This is a genomic window from Neisseria sp. Dent CA1/247, assembly GCF_022870825.1.
Taxonomy (GTDB): domain Bacteria; phylum Pseudomonadota; class Gammaproteobacteria; order Burkholderiales; family Neisseriaceae; genus Neisseria; species Neisseria zoodegmatis.
Map to the genome: position 1 here is coordinate 2,542,815 of NZ_CP091522.1, position 21,647 is coordinate 2,564,461.

22 protein-coding genes are annotated in these 21,647 nt (G+C 52.0%); 11 read left to right on the forward strand and 11 right to left on the reverse strand.

Features of this window, described 5'->3' with window-relative positions; all coding sequences use genetic code 11:
• Positions 1–252: 252 nt before the first annotated feature.
• Positions 253–417, reverse strand: a complete 165-nt coding sequence (locus LVJ85_RS12410) for a hypothetical protein (RefSeq protein WP_244740096.1) — start codon at positions 415–417, stop codon at positions 253–255.
• On the opposite strand from LVJ85_RS12410, the gene tldD reads away from it, so the two are divergent.
• Entirely contained in the window at positions 409–1,851 is a 1,443-nt protein-coding gene (tldD, locus tag LVJ85_RS12415; protein ID WP_244740097.1) for a metalloprotease TldD, read from the forward strand. The genes LVJ85_RS12410 and tldD overlap by 9 nt on opposite strands.
• A 138-nt stretch (positions 1,852–1,989) precedes the next feature.
• Here the strand turns inward: tldD and LVJ85_RS12420 are convergent, their stop codons facing one another.
• Complete coding sequence (locus LVJ85_RS12420; RefSeq protein ID WP_244740098.1) at positions 1,990–2,193, reverse strand: lipoprotein signal peptidase; 204 nt, start codon at positions 2,191–2,193, stop codon at positions 1,990–1,992.
• 92 nt (positions 2,194–2,285) lie between these two features.
• Between LVJ85_RS12420 and LVJ85_RS12425 the strand changes: the two genes are divergently transcribed.
• Entirely contained in the window at positions 2,286–3,191 is a 906-nt protein-coding gene (locus LVJ85_RS12425) for a DMT family transporter (protein ID WP_244740099.1), read from the forward strand.
• A 61-nt stretch (positions 3,192–3,252) separates the two neighbouring features.
• Here LVJ85_RS12425 and LVJ85_RS12430 read toward each other — a convergent pair whose 3' ends face one another.
• Positions 3,253–3,633 carry a helix-turn-helix domain-containing protein gene (locus LVJ85_RS12430; RefSeq protein WP_244740100.1) on the reverse strand — a complete coding sequence of 127 codons (381 nt, stop codon included), beginning with the start codon at positions 3,631–3,633 and terminating at the stop codon, positions 3,253–3,255.
• A gap of 139 nt (positions 3,634–3,772) precedes the next feature.
• Between LVJ85_RS12430 and LVJ85_RS12435 the strand changes: the two genes are divergently transcribed.
• A complete protein-coding gene (locus tag LVJ85_RS12435; RefSeq protein ID WP_244740101.1) occupies positions 3,773–4,090 on the forward strand; it encodes a hypothetical protein in 318 nt (105 codons plus the stop codon).
• Positions 4,091–4,207: 117 nt separating this feature from the next.
• On the opposite strand, the gene LVJ85_RS12440 is transcribed toward LVJ85_RS12435, so the two are convergent.
• Positions 4,208–5,377: an LD-carboxypeptidase gene (locus LVJ85_RS12440; protein WP_244740102.1), complete on the reverse strand. Its 1,170-nt coding sequence runs from the start codon at positions 5,375–5,377 to the stop codon at positions 4,208–4,210.
• Here LVJ85_RS12440 and LVJ85_RS13380 point away from each other — a divergent pair.
• The gene (locus LVJ85_RS13380; protein ID WP_255733825.1) at positions 5,376–5,501 is read left to right on the forward strand and encodes a hypothetical protein; all 126 of its coding nucleotides are present in this window, start codon (positions 5,376–5,378) and stop codon (positions 5,499–5,501) included. The two genes, LVJ85_RS12440 and LVJ85_RS13380, sit on opposite strands and share 2 nt — an antisense overlap.
• 32 nt (positions 5,502–5,533) lie before the next feature.
• On the opposite strand, the gene LVJ85_RS12445 is transcribed toward LVJ85_RS13380, so the two are convergent.
• From LVJ85_RS12445 to LVJ85_RS12455, 3 genes are all read right to left on the reverse strand, one after another.
• Positions 5,534–5,950: an HIT family protein gene (locus tag LVJ85_RS12445; RefSeq protein ID WP_244740103.1), complete on the reverse strand. Its 417-nt coding sequence runs from the start codon at positions 5,948–5,950 to the stop codon at positions 5,534–5,536.
• A gap of 101 nt (positions 5,951–6,051) precedes the next feature.
• The gene (gene rng / locus LVJ85_RS12450; RefSeq protein ID WP_244740105.1) at positions 6,052–7,548 is read right to left on the reverse strand and encodes a ribonuclease G; all 1,497 of its coding nucleotides are present in this window, start codon (positions 7,546–7,548) and stop codon (positions 6,052–6,054) included.
• A gap of 238 nt (positions 7,549–7,786) precedes the next feature.
• Entirely contained in the window at positions 7,787–8,149 is a 363-nt protein-coding gene (locus LVJ85_RS12455; RefSeq protein WP_244743222.1) for a hypothetical protein, read from the reverse strand.
• Between the two features lie 241 nt (positions 8,150–8,390).
• On the opposite strand from LVJ85_RS12455, the gene LVJ85_RS12460 reads away from it, so the two are divergent.
• Positions 8,391–9,155 carry a nucleotidyltransferase domain-containing protein gene (locus LVJ85_RS12460; RefSeq protein WP_244740108.1) on the forward strand — a complete coding sequence of 255 codons (765 nt, stop codon included), beginning with the start codon at positions 8,391–8,393 and terminating at the stop codon, positions 9,153–9,155.
• Positions 9,156–9,252: 97 nt separating this feature from the next.
• Positions 9,253–10,338 carry a DNA polymerase beta superfamily protein gene (locus LVJ85_RS12465; protein WP_244740110.1) on the forward strand — a complete coding sequence of 362 codons (1,086 nt, stop codon included), beginning with the start codon at positions 9,253–9,255 and terminating at the stop codon, positions 10,336–10,338.
• Positions 10,339–10,445: 107 nt separating this feature from the next.
• Here the strand turns inward: LVJ85_RS12465 and LVJ85_RS12470 are convergent, their stop codons facing one another.
• Positions 10,446–11,294, reverse strand: a complete 849-nt coding sequence (locus LVJ85_RS12470; RefSeq protein ID WP_244740112.1) for a factor H binding family protein — start codon at positions 11,292–11,294, stop codon at positions 10,446–10,448.
• A gap of 227 nt (positions 11,295–11,521) precedes the next feature.
• On the opposite strand from LVJ85_RS12470, the gene gluQRS reads away from it, so the two are divergent.
• The gene (gluQRS, locus tag LVJ85_RS12475; protein WP_244740114.1) at positions 11,522–12,445 is read left to right on the forward strand and encodes a tRNA glutamyl-Q(34) synthetase GluQRS; all 924 of its coding nucleotides are present in this window, start codon (positions 11,522–11,524) and stop codon (positions 12,443–12,445) included.
• 5 nt (positions 12,446–12,450) lie between these two features.
• Here gluQRS and LVJ85_RS12480 read toward each other — a convergent pair whose 3' ends face one another.
• Entirely contained in the window at positions 12,451–12,762 is a 312-nt protein-coding gene (locus LVJ85_RS12480) for a porin (RefSeq protein WP_244740116.1), read from the reverse strand.
• 158 nt (positions 12,763–12,920) lie between these two features.
• Between LVJ85_RS12480 and LVJ85_RS12485 the strand changes: the two genes are divergently transcribed.
• The 4 genes from LVJ85_RS12485 to LVJ85_RS12500 all read left to right on the forward strand — a co-directional run bounded on the left by LVJ85_RS12485 (position 12,921) and on the right by LVJ85_RS12500 (position 17,119).
• Positions 12,921–13,724 (forward strand): carbon-nitrogen hydrolase family protein, encoded by an 804-nt coding sequence (locus LVJ85_RS12485; protein ID WP_244740119.1) that lies wholly within the window; start codon positions 12,921–12,923, stop codon positions 13,722–13,724.
• Positions 13,725–14,756: 1,032 nt separating this feature from the next.
• Complete coding sequence (locus LVJ85_RS12490) at positions 14,757–16,142, forward strand: YadA C-terminal domain-containing protein (RefSeq protein WP_244740121.1); 1,386 nt, start codon at positions 14,757–14,759, stop codon at positions 16,140–16,142.
• Positions 16,143–16,225: 83 nt separating this feature from the next.
• Positions 16,226–16,693: an outer membrane protein assembly factor BamE gene (locus LVJ85_RS12495; protein ID WP_244740123.1), complete on the forward strand. Its 468-nt coding sequence runs from the start codon at positions 16,226–16,228 to the stop codon at positions 16,691–16,693.
• Positions 16,694–16,699: 6 nt separating this feature from the next.
• Positions 16,700–17,119 (forward strand): L,D-transpeptidase, encoded by a 420-nt coding sequence (locus LVJ85_RS12500; RefSeq protein ID WP_085360290.1) that lies wholly within the window; start codon positions 16,700–16,702, stop codon positions 17,117–17,119.
• 76 nt (positions 17,120–17,195) lie between these two features.
• On the opposite strand, the gene betT is transcribed toward LVJ85_RS12500, so the two are convergent.
• Both betT and betA read right to left on the reverse strand, forming a co-directional pair.
• A complete protein-coding gene (betT, locus tag LVJ85_RS12505) occupies positions 17,196–19,208 on the reverse strand; it encodes a choline BCCT transporter BetT (protein ID WP_244740126.1) in 2,013 nt (670 codons plus the stop codon).
• Positions 19,209–19,558: 350 nt separating this feature from the next.
• Positions 19,559–21,247, reverse strand: a complete 1,689-nt coding sequence (gene betA, locus LVJ85_RS12510) for a choline dehydrogenase (RefSeq protein WP_244740128.1) — start codon at positions 21,245–21,247, stop codon at positions 19,559–19,561.
• Between the last annotated feature and the right edge of the window lie 400 nt (positions 21,248–21,647).

Consider the following 21,647-nt stretch of genomic DNA (forward strand, 5'->3'; position numbering starts at 1 on the left):
GAAATTATCTTTTCAGGTGTTTAATGGACTCGGCTTTTTCAGGATGTCTGCCAAGTGGTTTTTATTTTGCACGAAATAATAATAATTATCAATAAGAAAGATTGAGAAAATCAGTTAACTTTTATAACTACATGAAAACAAATAAAATTAATTTACTTTCGGCTTGAATTTTTCTCAATCCGCCCCATAGTGAAGGCCAACCGGCATATCAAGCGCGGGGTAAATCCCGTATAATTGATCAAATAAGGGCACTTAACGCAAAACTGCCGGTTGCAGCAGATAACGACAAGGTTTCAACCCCTTACCTGTATTGCCGCCACCCATAAAACCAACCTTAAACCGACCACTCATCCACATCGACCCAAGCTCGATGCCGTCTGAACGCATCGACATTTCCGAGCCGACTTTATGTTTCACACCTATCAAATCGTACAACGCGACTTACTCGAAGCCAACAGCCTTTCTCCCGAAATTTTATCCCGAAGCCTGAGCATTATCGGCAGCCATCATGTTGATTATGCGGATATTTACTGCCAACGCACTGCGTTTGAAAGCTGGCATCTCGAAGAAGGCATGGTGAAATCGGGCAGCTTTCAGATTGATCAGGGCGTGGGCGTGCGTGCCGTTTCGGGCGACAAAACCGCTTTTGCCTATGCCGACAGCCTCGACATGCTTTCCATCAACCGCTCCGCCCAAGCCGTGCGCGCAATCGGAGCGGCTGGGCAACAAGGCCGCGTGCCGGTGGCGACGGCGCATTACGGCAAAAACGTTCATGCCGCGGTGAACCCGATTATCGGTTTGGACTCCGCCGCCAAAGTGGCTCTGCTTAATCAAGTCGAAGCCCTCGCCAAAGCCGCCGACCCGCGCATCGTGCAAGTGATGGCGGGGCTGACCTGCGAATACGACATGGTTTATATCGCCCGTTTGGACGGCAAACACGCTGCCGACATCCGCCCGATGGTGCGCCTGAATGTAACCGTGATCGCCAAGCAGGGCGACCGCCGCGAACAAGGCAGTGCGGGCGGCGGCGGGCGTTATCATTTGGATTATTTCGACGAAAACCGCATCAAGCAGTTTGTGAATGCCGCCGTCCAACAAGCCTTAACCAATCTCGAATCCCGCCCCGCTCCGGCCGGTGCCATGACCGTGGTGCTCGGCAACGGCTGGCCGGGCGTGTTGCTGCATGAAGCGGTGGGGCACGGCTTGGAAGGCGATTTCAACCGCAAAGAAACCAGCGCATTTGCCGGCCGTATCGGCGAGCGCGTGGCGGCGAAAGGCGTGACCGTAGTCGATCAAGGCGATATTGCCGACCGCCGCGGTTCGCTCAATATCGACGACGAAGGCAACGAAACCCGCCGCACCGTGCTGATTGAAGACGGCATCCTCACCGGTTATATGCAAGACGAAACCAACGCCCGCCTGATGGGCGTATCGGTTACCGGCAACGGCCGCCGCGAAAGCTATTCGTCCACACCCATGCCGCGCATGACCAACACCTTTATGGAAAACGGCAGCCATGATCCCGAAGAAATCATCGCCTCGGTCGATAAAGGCATTTATGCGGTGAACTTCGGCGGCGGGCAGGTGGACATTACCAGCGGCAAATTCGTATTCAGCGCGTCCGAAGCGTGGTGGGTGGAAAACGGCAAGCTGCAATATCCCGTAAAAGGCGCCACCATCATCGGCAACGGCCCCGAAGTGTTGAAACACGTTTCGATGATCGGCAACGACACCGCGCTCGACACCGGCGTGGGCGTGTGCGGCAAAGACGGCCAAAGCGTTCCCGTGGGTGTGGGTCAGCCGACTTTGCGGATTGACGCGGGCTTGACCGTGGGCGGCAGCGAGGTGTGATGCTGCTTTAAAGCCTTTTTAACGGCATTTGATCAATACAGGCCGTCTGAAAATTTTTTCAGACGGCCTGATGCTTGATTAAAACCACATGCCGCCGCACCAAGCCTCCCTCTTTCCATACCAAATGAAATCGGAAATTCAGACGGCCTGAGACCTTTGCAAAACCCACAGATGTGGATGCAGTTCAAGGCGTAGCAGCACAGCGAGTGCAGACATATCATATAGATAGGCAAACGAGCGAGCAGCGCACAACGCAGAAATGCGCCGCAGATGTGGGTTTTGCAAAGGTCTCGGCCTGAAACTTTTGCACGGTTCAGATAAGGACCAAGCAAACCTTAACAAGCATCAGGCCGTCTGAAACAAAAAATACTAAAGTATGCCGGCTGCTTGCAGTAAGATAACGCCCTTAATGCGTTTATCCTGATTGGTGTTTCGTGAATAAAAAGCTCAATGTTCATCTGAAATTGTCGGGCATGGCCGCACTTTGGGGCGTGTCGTGGGTATGGGGAAGGGTTGTCGCCCAAAGCCTGCCGCCCGTGAGTGCCAGTGCCATGCGTTTTCTGCTGGCGGGCACGGCTCTGGCAGCGGGGCTGTTTTTGATGGGCAAATTTCCCAAACTCAAAAACCTGTCGCCCAAACAGTGGCTGGGGCTGACGATCTCGGCTTTTTTCGGCGTGTTTGCTTATGCGGTCTGTTTCCTAACCGGCCTGAAACATATGCCTGCCGGTGAAGCGGCGGTGATTATTTCTTTAAACCCCGTGCTGATTATGCTGCTTTCGCGGCTGATTTTTAAAGAAACCATCACAGCGCTCATCGGCACGGGCATGGCGATGGCGTTTGCCGGCTCGTTAATCTGCATCACACGCGGCAATCCGCTCATGCTGTTTCAGCAGAAAATGGGCTTGGGACAGATGCTGATTCTCGGCTGCGTGCTGTGTTGGGCGTGCTATACCATCGTGGGGCGGTTTGTGCTGAAAGGGATTGATGCGCTCACGGTAACGCTGGCAACGGCTTGGATAGGCGGGATAATGCTCGCCATCACGGCGGTGGCGGCGGAACCGCAACCTTTCGCTTGGGTGTGGCAGACTTCGGATACGGTCTGGCTGAGTTTGATTGCCTTGGCCATCGGCTCAACGGCTCTGGCTTATGTGTGGTTTTTTGAAGGCGTGAAGGTATTGGGTTCGGGCACGGCCGGGGCTTATATCACGCTGGTGCCGGTGTTCGGCGTGCTGTCGTCGGTGGCCTTTTTGGGCGAACCGCTGCATTTTTCGCTGGTGTCGGGCGGGATTTTGGCGGTGTGCGGCATGTTGGTGATGTATTTGGGCAAATGCCGGCGGTGATGGTTTCAAGCCGAGAGACCGTCTGAAAAAGTTTTTCAGACGGCCTCTGCCTACCCATTCTCTACCCTTGAGGTTGCGCCAATCTCCGCAACAATTCGATTTCCTTGTCTTTCTGAGATAAAAGCTCGCGGGCGTGTTTGAGTTCCAATTTCAACATTTCAATCTTCGCAGCAGTATCGTTTGAAGCATAAAGCGAAATATCTCCTTCGCTATCTCCTTCATTGATCTGCAACACCAACCCGCCTTTTCCTGATTGGATTAAATCCCACATATCCACATTAAAAATTGCCGCCAGCTGCTCCAAGCGCGGAATGCTCAATTGTGTCTCGCCCCGCTCAATCTTGGCATAACCTCCCGCCGACATTTTCAATTTTTCGGCTACCTCTTCCTGCGACCACTTATGCAACTCACGCATTAAGCGAATTTTTTCGTGGGTTTCCATTGATTGAACCTTTTGATTGGAAATTGAATTTTAAGGTTGAATTTTAAACTTCCGATAACTGGTTAAGCAAGTGCCGTATCCAATAGAATCTATCTTTATGTAATTCAAAACCCCACTTTAAGAGAAACGGAGATTCCTAATGAATAAACCGATGAATGGAAAAGCAAAAGTATTAATAGCAACAATAATTATATTATTCTTGATAACAATATGGCCTGTTCCCCAAGTATGGAGACACTATAAACTAAGCATAAATTGTGATACCAACAGTAGCAAGAGGGATGAATCCAAATCGTCTGTATTCGAAAAAATACATAAGCTGGTATCAGTTAGTGAAGAATGCAAACAAGCTATAAAGGATATTAAAGAAAATAAGTATTCAATCACTTATTACTTTAAAAATGATGAAGATGTTCAAACAGAACTTAAAGAAAAACTCCCTGCCGTTTTCCGTTGAATTTTGATTGAAACTTCAAAATCATTATGAGCGGATTCACTATATTTGCACATATAACAACCAAAGGCCGTCTGAAAAACTTTTTCAGACGGCCTCTCGGCTCTGGAATACCTGTGCTTATTCCTGAATCGGGTCTTCAACCACGTTTACCGGTTCGTAAGTAATCTGCGGCAGCAAGGTATCGAGCATCAGGCCGGAGGCGTTGAGCGTCGGGTAGCCGCTGAAAGTTACCGAGTAGCCGCCGTTGGATTCGCCGCGGATTCGGGCGTGCGCGCCCAGCGGGAAGGTGGCTTTGTTGGTAATGTGGCCGAACGGGAAGCCGGTTAACACGGGCACTTTGGTGATGCGGCTGACGTTGTTGACCACCGATGTGAAGTCGTAGCTGCTGTCGTACACGTCGCGGATGGTGCCCATGCGGAAATCGCCGAACACGATGGCCTGCTGTTTCGACAATACGCCTGCCAAATGCAGGGTTTGCAGCATGCGCTCGATACGGTAGGGTTGTTCGCCGACGTCTTCCAAAAAGAGGATGCCGCCTTGAATATCGGGCATATAGGGGCTGCCCGCCAGCGAAGCGAGTACGCTGAGGTTGCCGCCCCACAATGTGCCTTCGGCGTTGAACTGCCTGCGTTGGATGGCATGTACGCTGATGGTGTTTTGGGCGTTGGTCACACCGCGGATAAACGAATCCATCGTATAAACGCTCGGTTCGGGTTTGCCGAATTCGCTATAAACCATCGGCCCCGCGAAACTGGGCATATTGCCTTTGGCCAGCAGGGCAAGCTGCACGGCGCACACGTCGCTGAACCCGAAAAACAACGTGCCGCGTTCGCGCATTTTGGCGCCCAAACGGGCAAAGTCGATGTGCGGCAGAATCCGCACGGCACCGTAACCGCCGCGCAAGCCCATCAACACTTTCGGTGCGGCGGCTTTGCCGAGGGCGATGTCTTGAAAATCGGCGATGCGTTCGCCGTCGGTGCCGGCGAAGCGTTGGTAGCGGCGGAAGCCCGCCTGCTGGTTGGTTACGGTGAATCCGGCGTTATACAGGCGGGTCAGGCCGGTTTCGGTGCGGCTTGCGTTTTCGGCAAAACCGGATGGGGCGACAACGCGCAATACGTTGTCGCCGCTGCGGGCAGGATAGGTACGTTTCGGTTGCACGGGTTTGGCCTGAGTGGATTGCGAACTGGGTTGGGTGGTGCCGCCGGTGCCGCAGGCGGTGAGAATGCCTGCGCCGGCTGCTGCGGCGGATGCTTTGAAAAAACTGCGGCGGGAAGGCTGCCAAGTCATGAAAATTCCTTGTAATGGTCGGGCGTGGTGCCGATATGTGTTGGTGCGGATTGTAAAACGGTGCCGATTTCAACACAACCGCGCGGGTTTGGTATTGAGGCCGTCTGAAAGCGAACTTCACTAAAGCAAACTTGCGGGCTTTGCTAACAATAAGTTTTAAGCCATTGAAGCGTGCAGCAGTTGTTTAAGCTGCGCCGTCCAATCTTCCGGCAAATCCAGATTGCCAGCCCGTTGCGGTACGGCCCAAATGGGCGCGGGAAAATGCGCGTCGTCGTTGAAACGGGCGATCACATGCCAATGCAGGTGCGGCACGACGTTGCCCAAGCTGGCGAGATTGATTTTGGCGGGCTGGAACACTTGGCGCATGGCGGCTTCAACGCGGTACACGGCTTCCATCAGCTCATGCCGTTCTTCGGGCTTGAGGTCGGTCATCTCGGCCACATGCGCGTTCCAAATCACACGGCAAAAGGCGGGGGCGTGCGTTTCGTTGTGGACGGCAATCACGCGCAAAGTGTCGTTTTGCCATAATACGTCTTCGTTTTCGGGGTGGCACAGCGGGCAGGTGGTGTTCATGGTGTGGCTTTCTCGGGTGTTTAAACCTGCAAATGTCTGCGGCCGTCTGAAATGAGTTTGCGGGTTTTTCCAAAACTTTTTCAGACGGCCTCTCTTTGTCTTTACATCAACACAATATCGTATTGCTCTTGGGTGTAGGCGGTTTCAACGGCAAGCGAAATGGGTTTGCCGATGAAGTCGATCAACATGGCGAGCGATTGCGATTCTTCGTCTAAGAATAAGTCGATCACATTGGGCGCGGCGAGAATGCGGAAGCTCTTGGCATCGTAGCGGCGGGCTTCGCGCACGATTTCGCGCTGGATTTCGTAGCACACGGTTTGCGGCGTTTTCAGACGGCCTCTGCCCTGACACGACGGGCAAGGCTCGCACAATACATGGCTGAGGTTTTCGCGGGTGCGCTTGCGGGTCAGCTCGACCAAGCCGAGGCTGGTGAAGCCGTTGAGCGTTACGCGGGTGCGGTCGAAACTCAGGGCTTTGGCCAGCTCTTGCAACACGGCTTCGCGGTGCGCGTCGTGCGCCATATCTATGAAATCAATGATGATGATGCCGCCGAGGTTGCGCAAACGCAGTTCGCGGGCGATGGTATGGCAGGCTTCGAGATTGGTGCGGAAAATGGTTTCGTCAAAGTTGCGCGCGCCGACAAAGCCGCCGGTGTTCACATCAATGGTGGTCATGGCTTCGGTGGCTTCGATAATCAGATAGCTGCCGAAATTGAGGTTGACGCGCGGTTGCAGGGCGCGGTTGATTTCCTGCTCGACATTGTGGGTTTCAAACAGCGGCCGGTCGCCTTTAAACAAGGTGATTTTGTCGGTCGCGCCTTGCACATACAGCTCGGCAAATTGGCGCATGCGCTGGTAGTTTTCGGTGGAATCGACCAAAATCTCGCGCGTGTTTTCGCTGAACATATCGCGCAGCACGCGCAGGCTCAAGGGCAAGTCTTGATAAAGCAGGGTTTCGGGCGGACGGGTTTTGGCCTGATGCTGGATGTTTTCCCACACTTTGGTCAGGTAGTCGATGTCGGCCTGCAATTCGGCATCGGTGGCGGTTTCGGCGCTGGTGCGGATGATATAGCCCTGCCCCGAACCGTCTTGCGGCAACAGGCTTTCCAAACGGCTGCGCAAGGTGTTGCGCTCGTCTTCGTCTTCGATGCGCTGCGAGATGCCGATGTGGTCTTCCTGCGGCAGATGCACGAGAAAGCGCCCTGCCAGCGAAATCTGCGTGGAAAGGCGCGCGCCTTTGGTGTTGATGGGGTCTTTAATTACCTGCACCAATACCGACTGCCCTTCAAACAGCATGTGTTCGATACGCTGGGTTTCTTCGGGATTGCGGCGCTGTTCCAACACATCGACAATGTGCAGAAACGCGGCGCGCTCAAGGCCGATGTCGATAAACGCGCTCTGCATGCCGGGCAGCACGCGGCGCACGACGCCGAGATAAATGTTGCCGACCAAACCGTGGCCGCTGTTGCGCTCGATATGCAGTTCGCAAATATTGTTTTCTTCAAGAATGGCCACGCGCGTTTCCTGCGGCGTGATGTTGACGAGTACGGTTTCGGGCGGGCGCACCGTGTCTTTGGGCAAGGGAATACCGTTTAACATAAGTCGCTCTTTAAATATAAAAATACTTTTGCAATCGGCCTCGAAGAAAAAGACGATGGCAAAAGTGTTCTTGAAACGTCTCAATGATACGCTAAAGGCATGCTTTAATAAACCTTCACAGCATGATGCACGGGGGGGCGTTTTACCGAATCTGCAATACAAACCGACAGCAGGAAAGTTTGAGGCCGTCTGAAAACAGTTTCAGACGGCCTGCCATTAAATAATGGGAACGGTTAGTTTATAAATCCAAATCGGCTTTATATTCAATCACACCCTGCTTATTGCGTTCGATAGACACATCCAGCGCCTGATTGCGGCGTTTGAATTTCAAATCGGCATCGTCGCCTTTGATATCGGATTCAACCACTTCAAAACCATGCTGGCGTGCATGGGCGCGCACCCGGTCAACCAAATGCGCCACGCTGGTGTTGCCCGCGTCGATACGGAACTCGGCTTCATAGCCGCCGTCGCTCTGTTTGTCGGCTTTCACAACTTTCGCGCCGCGCGGCTGGAAAATCTCGCCCGGCAGCGGAGCCGCCACCGCAGCGGCGGAGAAAAGTGCCATAATGCCTGTGATCAAAAGGGTTTTCGACTGTTTCATCATTACACCTTCATTCAGATTACATGTTGATTCTATTGAAAGTGCGCACAATATAACCACGGCCCCCGCACGCATCAAGCCGTTAAACTTTGTTTTACGCCCATGCTGCATTTGGCTGCTTTATACTTACACTTCATTTCACAAATAGCATGAATATGACGGGAACTTTAGCCCGAAATTCTGTTCGAGGCCGTCTGAAAAGCGGTTCAGACGGCCTCAAGCCCACTTTGGGGAAAGCACAATGAAACAACGCATTATTGACAAACTCAACCACATCGCCCTCACCGAACCGCTGCATTTCCTGCTCGCAGCTGAAAGCGGCAGCCGTGCTTGGGGCTTTGCTTCGCCCGATAGCGATTACGATGTGCGCGCCGTGTATATCAGGCCGTCTGAATATTATTTGGGCATCGAAGAGCGGAAAGACACTTTTGAATTTATTGAAGACCAATGGTTTGACGTCGGCGGCTGGGACATCCGCAAAGCCCTGCGCCTGCTGCGCAAAAGCAATGCCGTGCTGCTCGAATGGCTGCGTTCGCCCATTGTGTATTGCCAAGACGATGAATTTATCCGCGACATCAACGCCCTGCTGCCGCAATACGCCCAAGCCGCGCCGCTGTTGCACCATTACCGCGGCATTGCCGGCAATGCTTTGAAAAGCATGGATTTGAACGGCGAAATCCGCCTGAAAAAATGGTTTTACATACTGCGCCCCTTGCTGGCCGCCCGCTGGGCTGTGCTCGAAGGCGGCGTACCGCCGATGACGTTGAACGAATTAATGCAAACTTGGGGCAGCACCGCCAAAAACGAAATTGCCGCCTTGGTGTCGCTAAAATCGGAAAAAGACGAAAGCTACCGCCACCGTTTAAGCCCGGCTTTGGTCAAACTGACGCTGGATTTGGCACAAGAAGTGGCCGAACTGCAAGCCGCGCCCGTACACGAAACAGACACCGCCCCGCTGGATGAATTGTTTAGAAAAACGCTGAAGCGGCCGGATGCGGGTTGCTGAATACCCGCTGAACATTCCATCTGCCGCAACCGAAGGCAAGCCGAGACCTTATTTAATCAGTACACATCACATACACCACCACGAGGCCGTCTGAAATATGTTGACCATCAACGATTTGCAGCAACACAAGCTTATTCTCTTTGAAGCCGTGTCCGGCAGCCGCGCCTACGGTTTGGACACGCCCGAATCCGACACCGACATCAAAGGCGTATTTTATTTGCCGCGCCGGCTGTTTTACGGTTTGGACTACATTCCGCAAGTGAGCAACGAAACCAACGATATCGTGTATTACGAATTGGGGCGGTTTATCGAACTGCTGTTGGCCAGCAACCCCAACACGCTGGAGCTGCTGGCCTCCCCGCCCGAATGCGTACGCATCCGCTCCCCCTTGATGGATGCGTTCAAACCCGAGTGGTTTATCTCGCAAGCGTGCCGGCAAAGTTTCGCCGGCTATGCTTACGGTCAAATCAAAAAAGCCCGCGGCTTGAACAAAAAAATCGTCAACCCGATACCGCCCCTTAAAAAAACCGTACTCGATTTCTGCCACATCGTCAGCGGCGCGCAAACCGTTCCCCTAACCGAATGGCTCGAACAGCAAGGCTTGCGGCAACAGGAAATCGGTTTGAGCAACATCAACCATGCCCGCCACCTCTACGCCGTTTTCCACGATTCAGACGGCCTCAAAGGCTATCGCGGCATCATGCAGAAAGAAGAAGCCAACAACCTGCTGCTCAGCAGCATCCCGCCCGGCGAAACGCCGTTGGCCTACTTATCGTTTAACCAAGACGGTTACAGCAGCTACTGCCGCGAATACGCCTCTTACCGCCAATGGGAAAACGAACGCAACGAAACCCGTTACAGCGGAACACAAGCCCACGGACAAGGCTACGACGCCAAAAACATGATGCACACCTTCCGCCTGCTGGAAACCGCGCTCGACATCGCCCGCCACGGCGAAATCCGCGTCCGCCGCCCCAACCGCGAAGCCCTGCTGGCCATCAAGCGCGGCGAATTTGCCTACGATACGCTCACCGCACAAGCAGAAGCTTTGATGCAGCAGCTAGATGCGCTGTTTGAACAATCCGCTCTGCCGGAACACGTCAACCGCGATGCAGCACTGGCGGCTTTGGTTAAGGTGCGGGAGGATATTTATTGCGGCGGCTTTGAATCCACACAAAACTAAGGCGGTTGAAAACCAGCCAATTCAGGCAATTTCAAACAAAATAAAATGCCAACCGACCGGTTGGCATTTTATTTAAATGTGCAACATGAATAGGACAAAGCAAACGATTAACGTTGACCGCCAAAGCCTACTTGAACGTCTTCCTGCTCAATCCCTTGTTCACTATTACCCGGTTTGACGAAATCGGCGACACCGATAACTTCTTGAGCGTTGGGGCCGAATATACTTAAGGAATATTCACCTTTGCCCAATTTTTCAGACACAGCCGCTCCGGCGATTTCTCCGCCGTTTTTAAGCACCGGATGTTTATCTGTGATTGGTTTGATAGATGCTTGATTCAGCTTGATATCACCGAATTCCTTCATGCCGGAAATGCTGCCGCTACCCTCTCTTTTTTCAAAGTTGATGGTATATTTCAGCGTGCCTTCGGCTTTTTCATTGAATGCCTTACCGTTGTAGGTATAAACACCTTCTTTTGGAAGCTTGCCGTACGGAGTAATATGGCCGTTCATCAAACCTACATCATCAAAACCGAATGTGTTTTCTTCTTCAACTTGATCCGGCTCAGCAGGATCAAATGATTTTTTAATGAAGGTGCCGGCAAATACGGAATAGTTTTGCTTATAAAGACGTAATTCGCCTTCGGAAACGGTTTTATAGCTGGGAGAACTGCCCACGGTTTGGGTTATGGATGATTTGAAAGGCAGCGTGCTCAAACCGGGCTTTAAACCGGAGAGGTCGATTTTATCTTTACTGCGGTAAGTTTTTCCGTTTAATTGCAGCTCATAATTACTGCTGATGGTCTTTTCGGAACTGATCAATTCTCCGTTAAGATACTTATTAGACGTGTCGATGACTTTATTTTCAAAATCAGGAACGGTCAAAAACGAATAACCGTTTGAAACCTGTTGTGCGGCAGGAGCATTTCCGCTTTCTCTTTTCATGGCATCTGCCATTTCAGAAGCGTTGGACGCACCCTGTGCTGAAGGACGAGCAACTTTGCCGCTGCCGCCGCAAGCTGCCAGCAATAAAGCAGACGCCGCACACATAACAAAAGAAGTTTTATTCATGACTTTCCTTTTTAATATTATCTTTTGGAAATGTATTTTAACATAAATTAAAATAAATAATTAATTTTTGAATAATAGTTTACATATTAATCATTTTGAATTTTAAGAAAAACATGCCACTTTCCAACACCCCTTCCCCCTACACCGGACGTTTCGCCCCCAGCCCTACGGGGTTGCTGCATATCGGTTCGTTGCTGACCGCCCTTGCTTCGTATGCCGATGCCAAAGCGCACGGCGGGCGGTGGCTGGTACGCATGGAAGACCTCGACCCGCCTCGCGAAATGGCCGGGGCGGCCGACGATATTCTGCGTACACTGGAGGCGTTCGGTTTCGAGTGGGACGGCGAAGTGGTTTACCAAAGCCGCCGTTATGGTCTTTATGAAGAGGCATTAGGCCGTCTGAAAAAACAAGGGCGGGTGTATCCCTGCTATTGCAGCCGTAAAGACTGGCAGGCGGCGGCGCGGATGGGGGCGGACGGGTTTGTTTATAACGGACGCTGCGGCCAAGCGGATTACAGGCCGTCTGAAAACGATTTGACCAAAACACCTGCGTGGCGGCTGCGTGTGCCGGACGGGGAAATCGGCTTTGACGATGAAATTGTCGGACATTACGCCCAAAATCTGGCACGCGATATCGGCGATTTTGTTTTGCTGCGTGCCGACGGTTATTGGGCTTATCAGTTGGCGGTGGTGGCAGACGATGCCGAGCAAGGCATCACACATATTGTGCGCGGACAGGATTTGCTGGTGTCAACGCCGAGGCAGATTTGGCTGCAACGCTGCTTGGGCGCGGATACGCCGCACTATGCTCATCTGCCTTTATTGGTGAACAAGCAGGGGCAGAAATGGTCGAAACAAACACTTGCGCCTGCATTGGATGTGAATCAGAGGGAACGGCTGTTGCGGCAGGTTATGGCTTACCTGAATCTGCCTGCCGCGCCGGAAGTGGAGAGGCCGTCTGAATTATTGGCATGGGCGGTGCAACATTGGGATATGCGCAAAGTGCCGAAAACGGCTTTGTGTACGGAAACGGATTAAACGGCTCAACCGCCCGTATGTATCGTGCTGTTGTCTTTTTTGTGTTTGAAATATTCGCGCATCGAACCGCTGCTGCCGACGGGCGTGTCCTGCTCAAACTGCCAAATCATTTTGCTGCCGTTTCCGATGGGATGCGAACCGCGCAAGCCGATATAACTGCCCAAATCTTCGACGGCAGTGCGGGTAACGTGGCTGCTGCCATGCGTTTTGGTTTGCGACACGGCAACGCCGCTGCGGATATTGCCGTAGAGTTGGACGTCGGCGGATGCGGTCATTGGAGCGAACACCAATAATGTGATAAGGGTTTTGATATACATGGTTCGGCCTTTGAAAAACTCTGTCGCAAAATATTGTACAGTAAAACATCAACGGGCTTGTCTAAGCTAAAACAGGCATCCGTCTATTCTATATATAAAGTATGTCGGCACATCGGGCATTGCCATGATAAGGCCGTCTGAAAAAAGGAGACCCATCCATGCATACCGTGAGAGTTGCCGCTATTCAAATGGTGTCGGGCATTGACCCCGAAGCCAATATCCAAACCATGCAACGCTTGGTTGCCAAAGCCGCCGCCGCAGGTGCCGCGTGGGTATTGTTGCCCGAATACTGGCCGTTGATGGGCAAAAACGATACAGACAAGCTCGCGTTTGCCGAAACTTTGGGCGCAGGAACATTTCAGACGGCCTTAAGCGAAGCAGCCAAACAAAACGGCGTCGTTCTCTTCGGCGGAACCATACCCTTACAAAGCCCGGACGCTAATAAAGTGTTGAACACCATGACGGTGTACAACCGCAGCGGAGAATGTGTCGGCGCCTACAACAAAATACATTTGTTCGGCTACTCAGGCTTGGGCGAACGCTATTCCGAAGCCGACACCATAACAGCCGGGCAGGAAGTTCCCCGTTTTGCAGCCGACGGCATCAGCTTGGCCGCAGGCGTGTGCTACGACTTGCGCTTCCCCGAGTTTTTCCGCGCCCAACTACCCTTCGACGTACTCTTACTTCCCGCCGCTTTCACCTACACCACCGGCAAAGCCCATTGGGAACTGCTCCTCCGCGCCCGCGCCGTAGAAAACCAATGCTACGTGATTGCCTCTGCACAAGGCGGCGTACACGAAAGCGGCAGACGCACATACGGCCACAGCATGATTATCGACCCGTGGGGCGAAGTGCTGGACGTACTGCCAGAGGGCGAAGGCATGGTGATCGCCGAACTCGATGCCGCACGGCTCAACAGCGTCCGCACACGCCTACCTGCTTTAAGCCACCGCTGCTTATAGCCTAAGAACCTTTGCCCCCATCTGCGGCGCATTTCTGCGTTGTGCGTTTATGCCCTAAAGGTACTGCCCGCTCGTTTGCCTATCGTGTGATATGTCTGCCCCCGCTGCGCTGCTACACCTTGAACTGCATCCACATCTGAGGGTTTTGCAAAGGTCTCAACCCGATATTTCAGCAAGCCCATAACATCAACAGCGTGCCAAACGGTTTAGTACCGGCGCACGCTGTTTTACCGTCTGTCTATTGATTTCAAGCAGTCTGGCAAACAAGGTTAAACATCCATTCCGTCTTTTTATCCATACATAGCTTCCATATCTACATCTACTTCATTAACCATATCGAGCCGTAAAGTGTGAAACATCATCAGACCCAAGAAAAAAATATAGATAAAATTATTTCGTTTTTATGCAAATAACATTTAAATTTCGCATCAACAACTATGCCTAAAAGCCTACACAAACCCCGACAAATCCCGTCATAAATCAAAAAAAGTGTAAAAAATGCAACAGTTTTTCACACCTTTTTAGAAAGAGAAAAACCCTCCAAATCACAAAATATTCATTATTCATAAATAAATGAATTGAATATTTCCTATATTAAATTCAGCCAAAGCCCACGAAATTTTATGCCATATTATTAAATAATTTAAATTTAATCATATAAATTTAAATTTGTTCAAATATTGAAAAGAAACATTAAGAATTTAATGTAAAAATGTAAAGATAATAACCTATAAAGTACTTTTATTTAATATAACACAAGTTAATTTAAATATTTGATTAGGATATTTGCAAGAGAAAGGAAAGTTTTGATTGTCAGAATTTACTTTAGTCAAATGCAGTTAAGCTTTATTATGGGGATAAAGAAACGGATAAGAGTAAGCAATGAAATTGGACGGTTCTGTTTGGGTTTCATTAATTTTTGTTTTAACTGTATCGGGAGCGGTTATGCATACCTATGCAAAACCGCTTGAATGGCCGGAGTTAAGAGTTGGTTGAAGGCTTAAACGATACTCTTTAGTTTGGGAGATAACCATGAACCATAAAAATGTTCACACCAATGTAAAACCCCGTTTGCTGGCAACTTCTATTGCTGTCGGCCTGATGGCTTTTGCTTCCGGTGCACAAGCCAGCATTCCGTATTTTGCCGTGAATACCAATGGTGTCGTACGCGGTAACCATAAAAGCGAAGGTGCTACCAGTGACAACGCTATCGCTATCGGCCCGAACGCATCTTCTAGCGGTTTAGGTTCTACTGCAATCGGTACAGGAACAACTGCCAGCGGCGGTAGTGCTATCAGCGTAGGTAGCTATTCTGCTGCATCCGGTGTATCTGCGATTGCCGTTGGTGAGCACACTCAAGCAACCGGCTATGGTGACAGCTCTTTCGGTCGTAAATCAAAAGCAACTGGCGGCAACAGCACCGCTCTCGGTTCGACTGCTACTGCATCAGGTAATAATGCTACCGGCGTGGGTGCTTTCTCTCAAGCAACCGGCGATCGCTCTTTTGCTGCGGGCGGCAGTGCAAAATCTAGCGGTATCAGTTCTGTTGCTGTAGGTTCTTTTGCTAACGGTTCAGGCAAAGTAGCAACCGCTATCGGCGCATCATCGATAGCCAGTGGCGATACTTCTATTGCTATGGGTAACTGGGCTCAGGCCTCAGAAACCAATGCTGCTGCTATCGGTCAAAGTGCTAAAGCAACTGCCGTCAACAGCGTTGCCTTCGGTAAAAGTGCTACCGCCAGCCAAACACAAGCCATTGCCATCGGCGCTGCTTCTCAGGCCAGCGGTGCCAATTCAGCCGCAATGGGTTCTCGTGCCCGTGCAACTGCACAGGACGGCGTAGCGTTGGGTAACAATGCTGTTGCAAGCCTTTCTAACTCAGTAGCTTTGGGTGCTAACTCTGTAACTTCAGCCTATGTTGACACCAATTCTGCTACGGTAGGCGGCCTGACTTACGGCGGCTTTGCCGGTAACGCTCCTGTGGGTACAGTAGGTGTAGGTTCTGTAGGTGCCGAGCGTACTATCAGCCATGTAGCTGCTGGCCGCATTACTCCGACCAGCACCGATGCGATCAACGGTAGCCAACTGTACAGCCTGTCTGAAAAAGTTAACCAAAACGCCGGTAACATTACCAATATCAACAACCAAATCACCAACATCAACAACAAAGTTGGCGACATGGACAAAGACCTGCGTGCGGGTATCGCCGGTGCTACTGCTATCGGTTTCTTGCAACGCCCGAACGAAGCCGGTAAGAGCTTGGTATCTGCCGCTGTGGGCGGTTACAAAAACCAACAAGCTTTGGCAGTGGGTTATGCACACAACTCTGACAACAACAAGTGGTCTACCAAGTTCGGTGTGGGTGTGAACACCCGTAAAGACGTGAACTGGGGCGCCAGCTTGGGCTATCAGTGGTAATGACTTGCGAGGCCGTCTGAAACGGGCGGCCTGTTTAAGCTAAAGAATGAATCGAATCAAAGAATGATCGAAAGGAAACCATAATGAAACTGTCTGCAATGATTGTACCTTTGGCTGCTGCGTTGGCACTGGCGGCTTGCGGCAACTTGAGCAAAGTTAGCAAAGAAGGCACGACCGACAATCCGGTATGGCCTAACCCTGAAAAAACCACTTTCCGCCACAGCGGTTCACAACACGGTTCTTGGCCGAACTGGGATAACGTGCGCCAAATCGAAGCCGGCATGAACAAAGATCAAATCTACAACCTGATCGGCCGCCCGCACTTCAATGAAGGCCAATACTTCGTACGCGAGTGGGACTACCTGTTCAACTACCGCGAAGACGGCCAACACAAGACTTGCCAATACAAAATCTTGTTTGACAAGAAGATGAACGCTCAAAGCTTCTTCTGGCTGCCCGAAGGCTGCGGCCCGAAAGCCAAAGCACCCGAAGTAGTTCGCGAAGTTATCATCCGTGAAGTGGAAACTTCTCCGAAGCGCATCCGCCAATAATTCGTGATGAAAAATTGTGCAGTAATTGCCGCCGTGCTGCTTGGCCTGAGCGTTCATGCTCAGGCGGGCAGCACGCCGCATTTGAAGCGTAAAGCAGTGGTGCATACCGACAGGGCGGAATTGTGTTTGGAAAACAACCGCTGCTACCCTGTGCTAATCGGTAAAACCACGCCCAAGGGTACGTTCGACCTGAATATCGTCAAAACCAACTGGCGCGGCTACGGCGGCGACGTGATGAAATTCAAGGAAGAAGGCAACTTCATGTTTGCCGTTCACCGCGTGTGGACGCTGAAACCTGAAGAGCGGCGTTTGGAAAGAATCGCCTCCCCCAAAGTGAAAGACCGCATCATGACCAACGGCTGCATCAATGTAACCGATGATCTGTATGAAAAACTCAAAGCTTACTTCGTGCTCGAAGTATTGTAATGCTTGAGAGCAAGGCAACAATATCAAAAGGCCGTCTGAAATATTTTCAGACGGCCTTTTCTTTATGCGCCGCAGCTTAACGCTCCAAATGCAAAAACTGCATGTGGCGTTCGTATTGGTTCAGAATATCGATAATAATCTGCTCTTTGGTGTAGCCGACGATATCGTAATCCTGACTGCCTTCGTTCAAAAACACTTCAGCACGGTAGTATTTTTCCTGCTCGCTCTGCGGCGCGATATTACCGGCTTGCCCCAGCGCAAACACAGGCTTGATGGCCTCAATTAGCCGTACTTCATAGAGAAAATCCACTTCTTCGCCGTGCAGCACTTCCAGCTTGAATACATGGTTTTCTTTATCTTCCGTCAGCTTGGTTTCAATGCCTTTTTCCTGTAACTCGTGCGCCACTTCGAGCATGGCCGGTTGCAGCTCTTGCACCATAAAGCGCTGTGCGGTCTTCGCGTTGGGAAAATCCACCAAACGGCTCAGGCGGTTGCGCCAATTGCGACCGTCGTCGAGCACCATCGCTTTGTCGATTTGGGTAGCTTTACGTTTATTGCCTTCTTGGCGCAGGCAGATCCACATCGAAATCATGTACACCACCAAAATCAGCGAAAACGGCAACCCTGCCACCACCGACACGGATTGCAGCGAGCTGAAACCGCCGGCAAACAGCAGGCCGAGTGTAACCAAACCTGTGGCTGCCGCCCAAAACAAGCGCAGCCAAATCGGCGCATCGGCACCGGAAGCCAAGTTGCGCGAACTCAAATTCGCCAACACCAGCGCGCCCGAGTCGGCAGACGTAACAAAGAAAATCAGCCCGATAATCACCGCCATAAACGACCACAGCGAAGAGAGCGGATAATGCTCAAACAGCGCAAACATGCCCATCGCCGGGTTTTCCAGCGCCGTTTTGCCCAGCTCTACCGCGCCGTTGTTCACCAACTCAATCGCGCTGTTGCCGAAAATCGAGAACCAAGCAAAGATAAAGCCGAGCGGGATAAACATCACGCCGAACACAAATTCGCGCAAGGTACGGCCGCGCGAAATGCGGGCGATAAACAGGCCGACAAACGGCGCCCATGCCACCCACCAAGCCCAGAAGAAAATCGTCCACGCCGATTTCCATTCCGCACCTTTGTCGCCGGCGTAGGCATACACTTGAAACGTTTTGCCGAGCAGCGTTTGGAAATAATCGCCGATGTTTTCCGTGAGCGCGTTCAGCAGAAATACCGACGAACCCATTACCAACAGCGCGATCAGCAGAAACGTCGCGCCCAGCATATTGATTTCAGACAGACGCCGCACGCCGCGCTCCACGCCCGACATGGCCGACAAACCGGCGACCACCACCACCGAAATGATGATTGCCGCCTGCACAAACTGGCTGCCGGGAATGCCGAACACATGGCTCAAACCCGCGTTGGCCTGCAACACGCCGATACCCAAGCTGGTGGCAATACCCAACAGCGTACACACCACACCGAAGGTATCCACCGTATTGCCCAGCCAGCCGTCGGTACGTTTTTGGCCGAACACCGGCACCAACGCACTGCGCAGCGCAAGCGGCATGTTTTTGCGGTAGGCAAAATAAGCCAACGCCATACCGATTAAGGCGTAAATGCCCCAGCCGTGCAAACCCCAGTGCAGAAACGTCTGCGCCAACGCCGCGCGGGCCGCTTCGGGTGTGCCGCCTTCGCCGACATTGGGCGTGAGATAGTGGGTCAGCGGTTCGGACGCGCCGAAAAACAGCAAATCAATGCCGATACCGGCAGAAAACAGCATCGCCGCCCATGCCAAAAAAGGGAAATCGGGTTTGTCTTGGTCTTTGCCGAGTTTGATATCGCCGTAGCGCGACATGCCGACAAACAGCGAAAAAATCGAATACGCCGCCACCACCAGCATGTAATACCAGCCGAAATGGTCGGAAACCCAGCGCAACGAATTGCCGAGCACTGCCTCGCCGACGGCGGGGAAAAGAATGGTAAACAGAATCAGGGCGACGGTAATCACCGAAGCGGCGACAAAAACGGTTTTGTTCACCGCCAACTTGGGCGCTTCCGCCGCTTCAGGGTTGGGTGCACTGTGCATGTGTGTCCTCCTTTTATTATGGTTTTGAGATTTTCAGACGGCCTCGATAGGCTGGGATGGCTTGAGGCCGTCTGAAAAAATCTTTTGAACGGTTTGCGGCTGCGAAACCACACAACCGAATGACCTTGCTTTTACTTCTCAGGCGGGGATAGCTGATCACTAATCCGCTCCATCATCAATCCACTTACATCACAACCATACCGTCATACTCGGGCTTGACCCGAGTATCTCGAGTTTCAGTAACTTTAGGAGATACTCGGGTCAAGCCCGAGTATGACGATCGTACTATTTTTAAGTTGATTCACTATATTTAAGAAACATCCATCATTTCAGACGGCCTCAACCGACCCCTACGCCTTACGCTTCGCTTCGCCTCGAACAGGCGCGCCGTTAGCCACATAATAATCCGCCGTCGATTTCGGCAACGGCTGGCGGCCGCGGATTTTGTCGGCGATTTTCTCTGCCAACATAATCGTCGTGGCGTTCAAATTACCCGTGATGATGTTCGGCATAATCGACGCATCGACCACGCGCAGGCCGTCGATGCCGTGCACGCGGCCTTCGCCGTCCACCACCGCATCGTTGCCCTCGCCCATCGCGCAGGTACACGAAGGATGGTAAGCCGTTTCGGCGTGTTGGCGCACATATTCGTCAAGCTGCTCGTCGGTTTGGATGTTTTCAGACGGCGTGATCACCGCGCCGCGGTAACGGTCGAGCGCGGGTTGGTTCATGATTTCGCGCGTGATGCGGATGGCGGCGCGAAACTCTTCCCAATCCTGCTCGTGGCTCATGTAGTTGAACAGAATGCTCGGATGCTCCGCCGGATTGCGCGACTTCAGCTTGATGCGGCCGCGGCTGGGCGAACGCATCGAGCCGACGTGTGCCTGAAAACTGTGCGACTTGCTGGCGTTGCGGCCGTCGTAGCGCACGGCAATCGGCAGGAAGTGATATTGGATATTCGGCCACTCGAATTTTTCATGCGAACGGATAAAACCGCCGCCTTCAAAATGATTGGTCGCGCCCAAACCCGTGCCCATCAACAGCCATTCCGCGCCGATGGCAGGCTTGTTCCACCAATTCGTCGCCGGCGCAATCGACACCGGCTCTTTGCACTCATACTGCATGTAAAGCTCGAGATGGTCTTGCAGATTATTGCCCACACCCGGCAAATCCAACACCTCGCTCACGCCCGCCTCACGCAGCCATTCGCCCGGGCCGATGCCGCTGCGTTGCAGAATCTGCGGCGACGCAATCGCACCGGCGCACAGCAGCACTTCGCGGCGCACTTCGATGCTGTGCGTTTGGTTTTGGTGGGTAAAGCGCACACCGCGCGCGCGTTTGCCGTCAAACAAAATCGTGTCGGTGAGCGCGCCGGTGAGAATCGTCAGCCGCTCGCGGTGTTTGGCCATATCCAAATAACCGCGCGCAGTAGAAGAACGGCGGCCGCGCGGCGTAACAAACCTGTCCATCGGGCCGAAGCCTTCCTGCTGATAGCCGTTCAAATCGTCGGTACGCGGATAGCCTGCATCCACGCCTGCCTGAATCATCGTCTCAAACAGCGGATTCACATTCGGCTTGGCAGTAGTTACATGAATCGGGCCGCTGCCGCCGTGGTAATCGTTTTCGCCCGCATCACGGTGTTCGGCCTTTTTGAAATAAGGCAGGCAGTCGAGATACGTCCAATCTTCCAAACCGGGAATTTTCGCCCAATGGTCGAAATCCAGCGCATTGCCGCGGATATAGCACATGCCGTTAATCAACGAAGAACCGCCCAAACCCTTGCCGCGCCCGCAATCCATACGGCGGTTGTTCATAAACGGTTCGGGGTCGGTTTTGTAGCCCCAGTTATACGTCAAACCCTGCAACGGCATCGCCAACGCCGCCGGCATCTGCGTGCGGAAATCCAAACGGTAGTCGGGCAGGCCGGCTTCCAGCAGCAGCACGGATACATTTTCGTCTTCCGTCAGCCGCGCCGCCAACACATTGCCCGCACTGCCCGCGCCGATGATGATGTAGTCGTAAGTGGATTTTAGAGTCATGGGTTTCCTTTTCTTTTAGTGTGTGGTTTTCAGACGGCCTCAACATTTAGGCCGTCTGAAAAGTCAATATAGTCAATCAGCAACTTTTACTGCGATGTAGTTGCGTTTCTGCTCCGATAGCAAGATTGTGTGTAAACCGCCAAAGCGGTAACGGAATCGGTTCATGCTGCTTATACGGCACAACCGCCGCTTTCAATCAAAAAGTAGTTAAGTCGCCATGTTTTGTATGCTTGGTTTGAGAGACAAAATAACAAAACGTTCGTCTAAAACCTTCACTCAAAATTATTGTTCTTTACATACTCGTCATTTTTCGTAAAAGAATTTAATTTACCGAAACCTAATGACAGTTTTGCGCTCACTAATCATCTAACCAATTTATTAAATAACCTCAAAAAACTTT